Source organism: Pseudarthrobacter sp. J47 (assembly GCF_049810315.1).
Lineage (GTDB): Bacteria > Actinomycetota > Actinomycetes > Actinomycetales > Micrococcaceae > Arthrobacter.
The window spans coordinates 3,888,690-3,902,838 of the sequence record NZ_CP187358.1 but is presented as its reverse complement, the minus strand read 5'-3'; the positions used below and the strand labels follow the sequence as shown (position 1 = coordinate 3,902,838).

8 protein-coding genes are annotated in these 14,149 nt (G+C 65.4%); 7 read left to right on the top strand and 1 reads right to left on the bottom strand.

What is annotated here, in order from left to right; genetic code table 11:
• Positions 1-24: 24 nt before the first annotated feature.
• The 6 genes from ACPJW8_RS17990 to ACPJW8_RS17965 all read left to right on the top strand — a co-directional run bounded on the left by ACPJW8_RS17990 (position 25) and on the right by ACPJW8_RS17965 (position 11,590).
• On the top strand, positions 25-705 hold the full coding sequence (locus tag ACPJW8_RS17990) for a M23 family metallopeptidase (protein ID WP_330188902.1): 681 nt from the start codon (positions 25-27) through the stop codon (positions 703-705).
• Positions 706-732: 27 nt separating this feature from the next.
• The gene (locus ACPJW8_RS17985; protein ID WP_330188901.1) at positions 733-2,229 is read left to right on the top strand and encodes a glycosyltransferase family 87 protein; all 1,497 of its coding nucleotides are present in this window, start codon (positions 733-735) and stop codon (positions 2,227-2,229) included.
• Positions 2,226-3,665, top strand: coding sequence for an NAD(P)/FAD-dependent oxidoreductase (locus tag ACPJW8_RS17980; protein WP_330188900.1), 1,440 nt, complete (start codon positions 2,226-2,228; stop codon positions 3,663-3,665). The genes ACPJW8_RS17985 and ACPJW8_RS17980 overlap by 4 nt, the downstream gene beginning before the upstream one ends.
• Before the next feature lie 213 nt (positions 3,666-3,878).
• A complete protein-coding gene (locus ACPJW8_RS17975; RefSeq protein ID WP_330188899.1) occupies positions 3,879-7,724 on the top strand; it encodes an NPCBM/NEW2 domain-containing protein in 3,846 nt (1,281 codons plus the stop codon).
• 117 nt (positions 7,725-7,841) lie between these two features.
• On the top strand, positions 7,842-9,842 hold the full coding sequence (locus ACPJW8_RS17970; protein WP_330189004.1) for a penicillin-binding transpeptidase domain-containing protein: 2,001 nt from the start codon (positions 7,842-7,844) through the stop codon (positions 9,840-9,842).
• A gap of 65 nt (positions 9,843-9,907) precedes the next feature.
• The gene (locus ACPJW8_RS17965; protein WP_330188898.1) at positions 9,908-11,590 is read left to right on the top strand and encodes an ABC-F family ATP-binding cassette domain-containing protein; all 1,683 of its coding nucleotides are present in this window, start codon (positions 9,908-9,910) and stop codon (positions 11,588-11,590) included.
• Here the strand turns inward: ACPJW8_RS17965 and ACPJW8_RS17960 are convergent.
• The gene (locus ACPJW8_RS17960) at positions 11,587-12,273 is read right to left on the bottom strand and encodes a GntR family transcriptional regulator (protein WP_330188897.1); all 687 of its coding nucleotides are present in this window, start codon (positions 12,271-12,273) and stop codon (positions 11,587-11,589) included. The genes ACPJW8_RS17965 and ACPJW8_RS17960 overlap by 4 nt on opposite strands.
• Positions 12,274-12,413: 140 nt before the next feature.
• Here ACPJW8_RS17960 and ACPJW8_RS17955 point away from each other — a divergent pair, with 140 nt between their 5' ends.
• The gene (locus tag ACPJW8_RS17955; RefSeq protein WP_330189003.1) at positions 12,414-14,141 is read left to right on the top strand and encodes an L-lactate permease; all 1,728 of its coding nucleotides are present in this window, start codon (positions 12,414-12,416) and stop codon (positions 14,139-14,141) included.
• Positions 14,142-14,149 lie beyond the last annotated feature (8 nt).

Genomic DNA, 14,149 nt, shown 5'->3' with positions numbered 1-14,149 from the left:
CTGCTTGGTGGTACCGTCGCCTGCATGTCGCAGGTGAACGGGGCTGTGGTGCTGGGCCTTCCCCTCTCCGGGCGTGCCCTCGTGCAGAACAGCCCCGCCCGCAGGGTCCCGAGCCACGGCACCTACCTTATGGCCACCACCTATGCCATCGATCTGGTTCCTGTCGACACCCGTGGCCACAGCACGGCAGCCCGCGACTGGCGAAGAGTGCTGGCCACAGAACCGCCCGGGAGGTTCGTGGGCTTTGGGCTTCCGGTGCTGGCGCCAGCCCACGGGAAAGTAGTGCACGTCCACGATGGCGAGCCCGACCATGCTGCCAGGCGCTCACAGCTTGCGCTCATCCCCTACCTGCTGGGCCAGGCGGGCCGGCTTCGGCAGGGTGCGGCTGCACTTGCCGGAAACCATGTGGTGCTGGAGCTTGAGGACGGGCGCGGGTTTGTTGCGCTGGTTCACCTGCAGCGGGGTTCCATCCACGTTCGCCTGGGCGACGTGATCCTTGCGCAGCAACCAATCGCCGCGTGTGGGAATTCAGGTAACTCCACTGAGCCACACGTGCATCTGCAAGTGATGGACCGGGCCGATCCCATGACGGCAACCGGTCTGCCCATGGTCTTTGAACGCTTCGTTGAATATCACCGTGGAACCGCCCGGTTGATTGAGTCCGGGCTGCCAGCGGAGGGGTCAATCGTCGAAGCAGCTGACTGATTCCTGCATGCCGGTATGCTCGAATCCATGCAGCACTCAGGGCAGGTCCGGCAGCGGCAACGCGGCAGGCTCGTAGTGCCCAGCCGCAGCGATCTCTTCCTGCGGAAATTCACCGAATCAGCCGGCGGCCCCCTGGGCCGGCACTCCGCGCCGGGTCTCATTTCCCCTGGCGTGTTTACCGTGGAGCGCGTACTGATCCTTCTCACCCTTGCTGCTGCCTTGGCCGCTGTGGTGCTAAAGGGCTACTGCAGGGCCAATGGTTGGGACACGCCGGGCCAGTTTTACGCCACCTGCTATTCAGACTTCCCCGAAATGTTCCGGAACCGGGGACTGGCTGAGGGCAACCTTCCGTTCTTCACTGCGGGCGCCCGGATCGAGTATCCCGTCCTCATCGCGATCATTGCCGGAGTGAGTGCCCTACTGGTTCCCGGATCCGGTTCCCAGGCGGCTCCCACCGCCACCGATGACCGCATCCTCGCCTACTTCGATGTGAATGCCACACTGGTTATCGCCGTCTGGATCGTCACAGTGATCGCCACGGCACGCATGACCCGGCGCCGGCCCTGGGACGCAGCCATGGTGGCCGTTGCCCCCGGAATGGTGCTGGCCGGCCTGATCAACTGGGACATGTGGGCCGTGGCGTTACTGGCCCTGGGAATGTACTTCTTTTCCCGGGAGCGCCTGGTGCTGGCCGGGATCCTGATCGGACTGGGGATATCAACCAAGCTGTACCCGGTCCTGATCTTCGGTGCGATACTCTTGCTGGCCATCCGGACGGCGCGGTACAAGCCGCTGCTGGTGACGGGTGCCGCCACCGCAGGCTCCTGGCTGGTGGTCAACCTGCCCTTTGCGCTCACCAACTTTGACGCGTGGTCCTACTTTTTCCAGTTCAGCCAGGACCGGCCTGCCGGGTACAGCTCCCCCTGGTTTGCGTACAACCTGGCCGCCGGACGGTTTGGCTGGGCGGCTTTGGGGCCGGACACCATCAACGTTATGGCCCTCTGGGTTTTCATCATTGCCTGCGTCCTGATTGCCCTGGTGGCGTTGACCGCCCCGCGGAGGCCGCGCCTGGCCCAGCTGGCCTTCCTGATTGTGGCCGCTTTCCTCCTGACCAACAAGGTGTACTCGCCCCAGTTCGTCCTGTGGCTGATCCCCCTGGTGGCGCTGGCCCGGCCCAAGTGGCGTGACTTCCTGGTGTGGCAGGGCATCGAGGCCCTGCACTGGGCCGCGATCTGGCTCTACCTGGCACAGGTCACCAGCAACGGACCGTCGCAGAACAACCTGGACATGCCCTACTACGTCCTGGCCGTCCTGGCACACATGGTGGCCACGGCCTACCTTATGGCCCGCGTAGTCCAGGAAATCTACGATCCCGGCCTCGATCCCATCCGCAGGCACGGGATGGACGACCCCCAGGGCGGGCCCTTCGAGGACGCCCCCGACAGGTTCAGGCTGAACGGCTCCACTCTGAATCGCCCCTGGTTGAGCCGGCCCACGCCGGACCGCCCCCGGCTGTCCCGGTGACAGACGCCGTCGTCGTCGGTGCCGGACCCAACGGGCTCGCTGCTGCCGTGATGATGGCCCGTGCGGGGCTCCAGGTGGAGGTGTTCGAGGCGGCAGATACGGTGGGCGGCGGGACGCGCACCAAGGAACTGCTGGAACCTGGGCACGTGTATGACGTCTGCTCCGCCGTGCATCCCATGGCCCTGGCCTCGCCCTTCTTCCAGGCCTTTGAACTGGCGCAACGGGTGCACTTTGAGGTTCCGGAGCTTTCCTTCGGTTCGCCGCTGGATGGCGGACGTGCCGCGCTGGCGTTCCGTTCGCTGGAGCGGACTGCTGCTTCCCTGGGGTTCGACGGCGGAGCGTACTCACGGCTGTTCGCTCCCCTGGTGCGCCGGGTGGCCGGAGTTATGGACCTGACCCAGAACCAGTTGCTGCGGCTTCCCGGGGATCCAATGACGGCGGTCTTGTTCGCGGTGCGGACCCTGGAACAGGGTTCCCCGTTGTGGAACGCCAGGTTCCGGGGAGAGGCGGCGCCGGCACTCATGACGGGGGCCGCCGCGCATTCGGTGGGAAGGCACCCCTCGTTGTCCGCCACGGCGGCCGGACTGATGCTCACTACCCTGGCCCACGCCGTCGGATGGCCCGTTCCGGCCGGAGGCTCACAGGCCATCGCCGGGGCCATGGAAGCGGACATCCGCACGCACGGCGGAGAGATTCATACCGGACGGCGCATTGATTCATTGGGGCAGCTCCCGGCCGCAAGAGTGGTGCTGCTGGACCTGGCACCCGCAGGATTCCGCTCCCTGGCAGGCGATTCCCTCCCGGCACGGTACCGCCGCTCACTGGATACATTCCGTTACGGGAATGGATCATGCAAGGTGGATTTCATCCTCTCCGGACCGGTTCCGTGGGCCGCGCCGGAGCTGATGGACGCCGGCACCGTGCACGTAGGCGGAACCCGCGCCGAGGTTGCCCGGGCGGAGAATGAGGTTGCCGCGGGCCACCACCCCGAGCAGCCCTACGTCCTGGTGGCCCAGCCATCACGCTTCGATGCGGACCGCGCACCAGCCGGCCGGCACATCCTATGGAGCTACTGCCACGTGCCCCGGGGATCCACAGTGGACATGTCCCGTGCAGTCATTGCGCAACTGGAGCGGTTCGCCCCGGGTTTCCGGGACCTGATTGTGGGGTACCAGGTCACCACCGCGGCGCAGCTTTCCGGGTACAACGCGAACTATGTGGGCGGCGACTTCAGCGCAGGCGCGATGGACCTGGCGGGACTCATCCGCAGGCCGGTGGTCTCCCGCGTCCCATGGCGCACTCCGCTGCCCGGGGTCTACCTTTGTTCGTCGTCCACGCCGCCGGGGCCTGGGGTTACCGGCATGCCCGGCTACTTGGCTGCCCGGCAGGCCCTCGCAGACGTCTTCGGCAAGGAAGTTCCGTCGCTGGCGCTGTAGTTCACTGGCGCTGTAGTTCGCTGGCGCTGTACTTCGCTGGTGCCGGAGCCTGCCACGGCTGCCCGCCCTCAAGGGGCTTACCGGCCCACGCTTCCCGGCCCTGGCAGATTTAACGGAAAGTGCTTGACCCGGGCCCAAATCAACGTGATTATTAGTGCAACTTTGCGTGCGAGTTTGATCACAAAAAATCACTCCCTAGAAAGTGGGCCACCCTTGATTAGAGCCAACTCCGGCACGGGCGCACTGCGCCGGGAATGCCGGTTCCCCAGCCGGCATCCTGGCACGAAGGCAGCGGCCCTTGGACTTGCGGCGCTCCTCCTCACCACCGGTATTCCAGCCCTGACCTCCACCCCGCCCGCAGCGGCGGCGCCAGGGGATCCGGCCGCCGTCAAAACCGTTACGCCGGAGGTGCCGGTGGACGCCTCCGGGGCCCCGGTGGGGGCTATCACCGGATTCACCCAGAACAACAACGTCATAGACCTCACAGCCAAAGCCGGCGCCCTCCGGCTGACCTTCCTGGACGAGAAGAACTTCCGCCTGGAGGCAGATCCGTCAGGAACATTCACGGACCCGGCCAACACGGACCAGGGTGATCCTGCCCGCACCGCCAACATCGTCGTTGGCAAGGACAAGTTCGCCGGTACCGCCGTCGAGGTCTCCGACGGGGACGTGCTGGTGGCAAAAACCGCTGCGATCGCCGTCGAAATCAATAAGGCCACGGCACAACTGAAGGTGAGCAGGGCTGATGGCTCCCTGGTTTTTGCTGAATCCTCACCCATTACCTTCGGGGCCAACTCGGCTACCCAGCACCTCCTTCCGCAGGACGGCGAACAGTTCATTGGCGGCGGCATGCAGAACGGCCGCTCCGTCCATACCGGGGCACTGATCAACATTGCCCGGAACTTTGACTGGGATGACGACGGGTACCCCAACGCCGTTCCGTACTACATGTCCTCCAAGGGCTACGGCGTCCTTCGTGACACCTTTGCCCGGGGCTCCTATGATTTTGGCGGCCAGCCCACAGCCACGCATGAAGAGAAGCGCTTCGACGCCTACTACTTCGTAGGCGACTACAAGCAATCCCTCAGTGCCTACACCACACTGACCGGCAAGCCGATGATGCCGCCGGTCTACGCCCTCGAATACGGCGACGCCGATTGCTACAACCGTTCCAATCCCGGCTACTCCTCCTCAGGTTACGGCGACCCGGACGGGGCCAAGCAGCGCACCCCGGACGCCATCAAGACCGCCCGCAAGTTTGTGGAGAATGACATGCCCGCGGGCTGGATGCTGGTCAACGATGGCTACGGCTGCGAATACCAGGAGTTGCCTGAAACTGTCAGCAACATTGAGGAAGAGACAGCCCTCAAGGTGGGCCTCTGGACCCAGCGCTCCCTGACCAACCAGGCCTACGAAGTGGGTGAAGCAGGCGTTCGCCTGCGCAAGCTCGACGTCGCGTGGGTGGGAGAAGGCTATCGCCAGGCCCTCACCGGTTGCGAGGCCGCACACAGCGGCATCGAGGAGCATTCAGACGCCCGCGGCACATCCCTGATGGTGGAAGGCTGGGCGGGCTCCCAGCGCTGCGGCATGCAGTGGACCGGGGACCACTCGGGCAACCTTGATGCCATACGCTGGCAGGTCTCTGCGCTCACCGGAGCCGGAAACTCCGGCCTGGCATTCACTACCGGCGACGTCGACGGAATCTTCGGCGGATCTGCCGAATCCTACGTGCGTGACCTGCAGTGGAAGGCATTCGCGCCGGCCCTCTATTCCATGTCCGGCTGGGCACAGACGGACAAACGCCCCTGGCTCTATGGTGACCAGGCAACTGCCATCAACCGCCAGTACCTGCAGCTGCGCCAGCAGCTTATGCCGTTCATCTATACGCTGGCCCGGGAAGCTTCCGACACCGGCGTATCGATGATGCGCTCCATGGCCCTGGAATTTCCTGACCAGCAGTGGTCCTATGGCGCAGAGGCAAACAACCAGTTCATGCTCGGCTCCGACTTCCTGGTGGCGCCGGTCTTTACCCAGACAGACGTTCGCAACGGAATCTTCCTGCCCGCCGGCCAGCAATGGGTGGACTACTGGACGGGCAAGCTGTACCAGGGCGGCCAGATCCTGAACGGCTACAGCGCACCGCTGGACAAGCTGCCCGTGTTCGTCCGTGCCGGTGCCGTGGTGCCGCAGGGCATCGTGGCGCGGAATGCGTCCCTGGTACCGGAGGATTCGCCCATAACCCTGGACATCTACCCCAAGGGCAGGAACAGCTTCAGCCTGTATGAGGATGACAAGGTCACCCGGCAGTACAAGTCCGGCGAGGCCTCAACGCAGGTGTTCGACGTTAAGGCTCCCGACTATGGTCCGGGGACGGTCTCCGTCACTATCGGGGCGCGCACCGGCGAATACAACGGCAAGGCTTCCGCGCGGCCATACCAGCTGACCGTCCACGCCGGAGCTGCTCCCCAGGAAGTCCGGATGGGTGCCAAGCTCCTGCCGAAACTGGGCGACCAGGCCGCCTTCGATGCCGCTGCGACCGGGTGGTACTTCGATAAGGCCGGCTTCGGGACGGTTAAGGTCAAGACGGGCCCCATCGCCTCGGACCGTACGGCGGAAATCCTGCTCAAGCAGGCCGGCCCGCTCGGCGGCGCCAGCCAGGAAGCCACCGCCGCTGAGGTCCGGGTGACCACCGGCAAACAGGTATTCCAGAATGAGGAAACCACCGTCACCGCCGAGTTCGTCAACACCGGAAAATCGGCCAAGTCCAACGTTGTGCTCACTCCGGCGCTGCCGGATGGCTGGACAGTCAAGACGGCCGGCGGTGCCTCGGCTGCCACCGTGGCAGGCGGCCGATCGATCACAGCAACATTCGTGGTTTCCCCCGGTACCGGTGCAAAGGCGGGTCCGCAGACCGTCCGTGTCTCGGCGTCGTACGCTGCTGCCGACTCCAGCCCGCAATCGGTGACCGGCGGCAACCAGATCTATGTTGCCTACGGATCCCTGGCCGCGGCGTACAACGCAGTGTCCGTCACCACCCTGGCGGGCAAGGCAACCGGAAACTTCGACGGCGGCGGGGCAACCTTCGCAGCCGAACAGCTGGCCACAGCGCCCATTCCGGCAGGCGGCGTACGTCCGGGAAGTACCGTCACTGTGGCAGCCGGGACTCCCAAGCAGGTGGACTACACCTGGCCGGAGGCGGGACCGGACGTGCCCAACTCTGTAGCGCTGTCCGCCCAGACCATTGCGGTCAGGGGCCAGGGAACGCACCTGGCAGTACTTGGTTCGGCGGCTGTGGGTGGCGGAATCAGCCCAACGCTGACGCTCACCTACACCGACGGGACATCAGAGAAGCAGTCCATTTTCTTCCCCAACTGGCTGCAGCCGTCAGTGCTCAACGGTGCGGTGGTCGCGGTGTCCGAATTCGGCCGCAACTCAGCCGCCGGTCCGTCACCGGAGTACACGCAGTACAAGTACCAGGTGTTCTCCAACACGGTCCGGCTGAATCCCACCAAGGAGCTGGCATCCGTCACCCTGCCCACGGAGACGCGAGTGAAGTTCTTCGACTGGAAGGTGGCTTCGCAGCCGCTGCCGGACGCACCACAGGGCACTGTGTATGCCTCCGAAACCCCCTGGGTCCAGGCCACGAACGGCTGGGGCGTGATCGGCATCAACGTGGCCAACAAGGACAGCGAGAGCTCCCCTGACAAGCCACTGGCGATCAACTACACAGACCCGGCAACGGGCCTGCAGCCCACCTTCGATAAAGGACTGGGGGTCCATGCGCCGTCCACGATCACGTACTACCTGGGCGGGAAGTGCACGTCCTTTACCGCCCAGGTGGGGCTGGAAAGCGACTTTGGCGGAAACATCATCTTCAAGGTGAACGCCGACGGCGTGAACAAGTACCAGTCGCGCACCTACACACCGGGCTTCGCCCCGGAAAGCGTGGACGTTGACGTGACAGGGGCGGCCTACGTGGACTTGGTGGTTGACCCGTCCGGCTCAATCAACGGCGCACACGGCGTGTGGGGCGACGCGAAGTTCACCTGCACACCCTGAGCCTGCCCGCTCCCGGGCAATAAACAGCAGTACGACGGCGGCCGGTCACCTTCCCCACGGAGGCGACCGGCCGCCGTCGTGGTTGTCCGTCATGCACTGTCTGTGGGGCAAGGCATAATGGCGCGGGTGGGGAAAACAAAAAATCTTGTTATTGGCCTTGTCACTTTAATGCTTGCCGCACCGCTTGCTGCGTGCGACGACGGCAGGTCCGGGGCGGAGGCGGCGGCAAAGGAGCTCGCGTCTTCGCTGTCCGCGCTCGACGTCGGGTCCCTCGCCATTGAGGGCACGGACGCCGCAGCCGCCAACCAGCAGCTCAAGGACACCTTTGCCGGTCTCGGTGACGTGAAACCATCCGTGGAATCAGGCGAGCTGACACTGGACGGTTCAACAGCCACTGTGCCGTTGGACTTCACCTGGAACTTCGGCGGGACTCCCTGGGAGTACAGCTCGCAGGCCGAACTGACCAAGTCCGGGGATGAGTGGGCTGTCCGCTGGGAGCCGGCGCTGCTGGCGCCCCGCCTGGAGGAAGGCGAGAAGCTCAGCCTGCGGAGTGTGGAGGCGCCGCGCGGCCAGATCCTGGGTGCCGGAGACGCGCCGATCGTGCAGGAGCGTCCCGTGCTGCGTGTGGGCCTGGACAAGACCAGGGTCCCGGCAGACCAGGCGGAGGCGTCGGCCCGCGCTCTGGCTGAACTGCTGGGCCTGGATCCGGATGCGTTCGCCGAGCAGACCGCAGCGTCCGGAGCCGAAGCCTTTGTTGAGGGCATTGTGCTGCGTGAGTACACCGCGGACATCACAGCGGAAAAGGTCCAGGCGATTCCCGGTGCCGTGGCGCTGAGCGACACCATGGCCCTGGCACCCACCCGCACTTTTGCCCGCCCTTTGCTGGGCAGCGTGGGCCTGGCGAATGCCGAGCAGATCGAGAAGTCCAACGGTGCGCTCCAGGAGGGCGACAGCACCGGAACCGGCGGGCTGCAGCAGCAGTACGACGCCCAGCTGCGCGGCAAGGACGGCGTCCAGGTTGTTGCAGCGATACCCGCGCCGGCCGACGGCTCAGGGACCACCGGCACGAAGGTCTTCTTTGAAGCTCCCCCTACGCCGGGCACCACGCTGAAGACCACCCTTGACCTGAATCTCCAGCAGCTGGCTGAAGACACCCTCGCAGGGGTTGGACCGGCGTCGGCCATTGTGGCTTTGCGGCCCTCATCCGGTGCCGTCCTGGCCGCCGCCTCCGGTCCGGGAAGCAACGGCTACAACACCGCGATGCTGGGCCAGTATGCTCCCGGTTCCACCTTCAAGATCATCGATTCGCTGGCCATGTTCCGCAACGGGATGACAGCCGATTCAACGGTCCAGTGCACGCCCACCATCACGGTGGACGGCCGCACCTTCAGGAACGCGCCCGGCTACCCCGAATCGTCCATTGGCGGGGTGACCCTGCGCGATGCCTTCGCGCACTCCTGCAACACGGCCTTCATCGCAGCCCGGGACCAGGTCACCCAGGCGCAGCTCGAATCGGCCGCCATGTCCATGGGCGTGGCCGTGGAAGCACCCCGCCTGGGGGCGGCCGCGTTCCTGGGATCAGTCCCGGGCGAGGCCGAAGGCACAGAGCATGCCGCGTCAATGATCGGCCAGGGCAAAGTCCTGATGTCGCCCCTGACCGCGGCGATCATGGCTGGTTCAGTGGCCAAGGGCGCCCCCGTGTCACCACAGTTGGTCCTGAACCCCGACGACGGCGCCCCCACCGGGACTGCCAGTGGAACACCCACGGAAGGGCCGACGTCGTCTGCGGCTCCCACAGCGTCCACCTCCGTCAGCCCGGCGGCGCCCTCCGCGGCGTCGGACAAGCCGATTACGGCCGAGGAGGCCGCCGCCCTGGGCGACATGATGCGCGCAGTGGTCACCTCCGGACACGCCGGGTTCCTGTCCGCAGTGCCGGGAGCACCGGTTGGCGCAAAAACCGGCACCGCGGAGTTCGGAAGCGAGAACCCGCCCAAGACGCACGCGTGGATTGTGGCGGTGCACGGCGACCTCGCCGTAGCAGTGTTTGTTGAGGAGGGTGGACTTGGTGCGGAGGTGTCCGGACCCCTGCTGCAGAAGTTCCTGACGGCGGCCGGCTGACCTCTGTGCCGAACAGGGGTCCCCGGACCGCCATCCTCCGCTGCGTGCCGTGGGAGAATTGACCAGTGGCCCATATTGACGTCTCCGGCATCGACTACTTCCTCTCCGACGGAACCCAGCTCCTCAACGGAGTGACCTTCAAGGTCCCGGACGGCACCAAAACGGCGCTGATCGGGCCCAACGGCACCGGAAAGACCACGCTGTTCCGCATCATTGCCGGGGACCTGAACCCGGATGAAGGCGTGGTGGGCAGGTCCGGCAATATGGGCATCATGCGCCAGTTCGTGGGCCAGGTCCGCGACGACTCCACCGTCCGGGACCTCCTGGTCTCCGCCGCGCCTCCAGGGCTGGCCGCCGCGGCGAAGGCCGTGGACGAAACCGAACTGGCCATGCTGGAGCACGACGACGAACCCACCCAGATGGCCTACGCCCAGGCAATCGTGGACTGGGGCGATGCCGGCGGCTACGACGTCGAAACCGTGTGGGACGAAGTCTGCATGGCCGCACTGGGACTGCCCTTTGACAAGGCACAGCACCGGCGGGCCTCCACCCTGTCCGGCGGCGAGCAGAAGCGGCTGGTCCTGGAAGCACTGTTCGCCGGTCCGGACGAGCTGCTGCTCCTGGACGAACCGGACAACTACCTGGACGTTCCGGGCAAGCGCTGGCTTGAAGGCAAGCTGAACGAATCCCGCAAGACGGTCCTGTTCATCAGCCACGACCGCGAACTGCTCAACAACGCCGCAGGACGCATCGGCACCCTGGAACCGGGCATTAACGGCGCCGGCGCCTGGGTCCACGGCGGCGGCTTCGAGTCCTACGTGGACGCCCGCGCCGACCGGAACGCGCGGTTCGAGGAGCTTCGCAAGCGCTGGGACGAGGAGCACGTCAAGCTCAAGGAACTCGTCAACATGTACAAGAACAAGGCCGCCTTCCGTTCGGACATGGCCAACCGCTACCACGCGGCGCAGACCCGCCTGGCGAAGTTCCTGGAAATCGGCCCGCCCGAGGCGCTGCCCATTGAGCAGAACGTGAAGATGCGGCTCAAGGGCGGCCGGACCGCCAAGCGCGCCATCGTCGCGGAGAAGCTGGAACTCACGGGACTGATGAAGCCGTTCTCCACCGAGGTGTGGTTCGGGGACCGCGTTGGTGTCCTGGGCTCCAACGGTTCCGGCAAGAGCCACTTCCTCCGGCTCCTGGCCACGGGAGGCACCGATCCGGAACGCGAGCACCTGCCCGTTTCCGACGTCGAAATCGCCGAAGTGCCCCATGAAGGCACGGTGAAGCTTGGCGCCCGCATCCGCCCGGGATTCTTCGCGCAGACGCACGTGCGTCCGGACCTGCTGGGCAAGACGCTGCTGGACATCCTGCACCGCGGCGACGAGCACCGCTCCGGCCTGGGGCGCGAGGCCGCTGCCGGCGCGCTGGACGGCTATGGACTGGCCGGCCAGTCCGAGCAGAAGTACGAGTCCCTGTCAGGCGGCCAGCAGGCCCGCTTCCAGATCCTGCTGCTGCAGCTCTCCGGCGCCACCCTGCTGCTCCTTGATGAGCCCACGGACAACCTGGACCTGCATTCGGCGGAGGCGCTGGAACGCGCCATCGACCACTTTGAAGGCACGGTCCTGGCCGTCACGCACGACCGCTGGTTTGCCCGGACGTTCGACCGTTTCCTGGTGTTCGGATCAGACGGCAAGGTCTACGAATCGGCAGAGCCCGTGTGGGATGAAAAGCGCGTGGAGCGGATCCGCTAGTCCAGCGTGGAGGCCAGCCCGGCTTCCGGCCCGGCGGTGCCTCCCATGGCGGCCACCAGGCGCTCCCGCGCGCGGCCCAGGTGTTCATCGAGCAGCTGGGCGGCGGCGTCGCCCTGGCCGGACTCGATGAGTTCGAGGATCCTCTGGTGTTCGTTGTGGATCAGCGCGTTGTCCAGGAGGTGGAGGGACTGGACGCGGACCATGCACATCCGCACCTCGCCCACCAGGGAGCGGTACATCCGGCTGATGCGTTCATTGCCCACGGCGTCAATCAGGCTCAGGTGGAAGCGCATGTCCGGTTCAACAACGTCCAGCGGCGCGCCGCTCTGCAGCGCCGCGATCTCACTGTTGGCCAGGACTGCGTCCCCGGGCACTGCCTTGTCCCGCGCGAGCCTGCGGAGCACTTCGCTTTCCAGGTAGGCGCGGGCCAGATAGATATCCCGAACGGATTCGGGTCCGAGTTCTATAACGCGTGCGGTCTTGTGAGTACCCCGGTCCAGCAGGCCTTCGGCCACCAGTTTTTCGATCGATGCCTTTGCCGTGGGGCGGGCCACCTCATACGTGGTGGCGACGTCCGTTTCCGTGAGCATTTGCCCGGAGACGAGGTCTCCCGTGAAGATCCGGCTCCGCAGATCGGCAGCGATCGCCTCGACGATCGATACTGCTGCAATCCGCCCGGCCACCGGAACCCCTTTTCATTGCACTGTGCTGGCTTGTCCCATCTTGCCAGAAATGCGAACAACAACACTTGACCGTCATGTGTACTTGTTAGACAATCGAAAGGCGCCACGGTGTTGTGACGCCTGACACGTCCGGAGACCTTATGTTCCAGCAGATTCTTGACCCGATTGCCGGGTCCCTTGTTCTTTCAGCCCTTTGCGCGGCCCTCCCCCTGCTCCTCCTCTTCGTCCTCCTGGGCGTCTTCAAGGTCAAGGCGCCCAAAGCTGCGCTGGCTGGCCTGGCATTGTCCCTGATGCTCGCGATTGTGGGCTGGCAGATGCCCGTAGGCCAGGCATTGAGCGCCACCGCGGCGGGGATCTTCTACGGGCTGTTCCCCATCCTGTGGATCCTGATCAATGCCTTGTGGATTTACCGGCTGACGGTGGCCACTCCCTGGTTCGAGGTGTTGGGCCGCACCATCAGGTCCATCTCCAACGACCTCCGGATCCTCTCCATCCTGATCGCCTTCTGCTTCGGCGCGCTGCTGGAGTCGCTCGCGGGGTTCGGGGCGCCCGTGGCCATCTCGGCCGCCATGCTCATGGCCGCGGGAATGAAGCCGCTCAAATCAGCAGTGGTATCCCTGCTGGCCAACACCGCACCCGTGGCCTTCGGAGCAATGGCAGCCCCGATCATCGCCCTGAACGGTGTAACGGGACTTCCGCTGGATGAGCTTTCCTCTATGGCCGGCCGCCAGACGCCCTTCATCGCGCTCATTGTTCCGCTGCTGCTGGTGTTCATCGTTGACGGCCGTCGCGGCCTGAAGCAGACGTGGCCCGTAGCCCTGGTGGCGGGCGTTGCCTTTGGCGCGGCCCAGTTCGTGACGTCCAACTTCTTCGCCGTGGAACTGACGGATGTTGTGGCTGCCGTGGTGACAGTTGCCGCAGTACTGCTGATGCTGAAGGTCTGGCAGCCGAAGGAATCCGTCTCAGCCGAAGCTGCCGCCGGAAGTGCTGAAGCGGCCGTGGAAGTTGCCCGTGCGGGTGCCGCCGGTTCCAGGCACGCAGCCTCCGGCAACGCGCCCACGACCGGCATCGCGTCGCCAGGAGATACCTCCGCAGCAGCAGCCACCGTCGACAGCAACCGGCCCGCGGCGCGGCAGATCTGGATGGCAATCGCGCCCTACCTGATCATCATCGCCGTGTTCTCCGTTGCCCAGATCCCGTCAGTCAAGACCTGGCTGGGACAGGTTGGCAGCGTGACGTTCGCCTGGCCGGGCCTGCACATCACCGACGCCGCGGGCAACCCGGTTTCCGGCACCAAGTTCAAGCTGGACCACCTCAAAGCAACGGGCACACTCCTCCTGTTCTCCGGGCTGATCACCATGGCGCTGTACAAGATCACCGCCTCACAGGGCCTGAAGATCTACCGGGACACCCTGGTCCAGTTGCGCTGGACTATTGTCACAGTCACCGCCGTGCTGGGATTGTCCTTTGTCATGAACCTTTCCGGCCAGACCACCACCCTCGGGTTTGCCCTGGCGTCCGCGGGCGGCTTCTTCGCCATCCTTTCGCCGCTGATCGGCTGGATCGGCGTGGCCCTCACCGGCTCGGACACGTCCTCCAACTCGCTGTTCGGGCAGATGCAGGCGACCGCCGCGGAGCAGACAGGCTTGTCGCCGGTGCTGATGGCGGCTTCCAACTCCTCCGCCGGGGTGATGGGCAAGATGCTTTCGCTGCAGAACCTGGCCGTGGCCTCCGCCGCGGTGGGCCTGGACGGGGCCGAGGGAACACTGTTCCGCAAGCTGATCGGCTGGAGCCTGGCCCTGCTGGCCCTGATCACGGTGCTGATCTTCCTGCAGTCCACCCCCGTACTCGACTGGATGGTGCCGTAGTGCCCCTG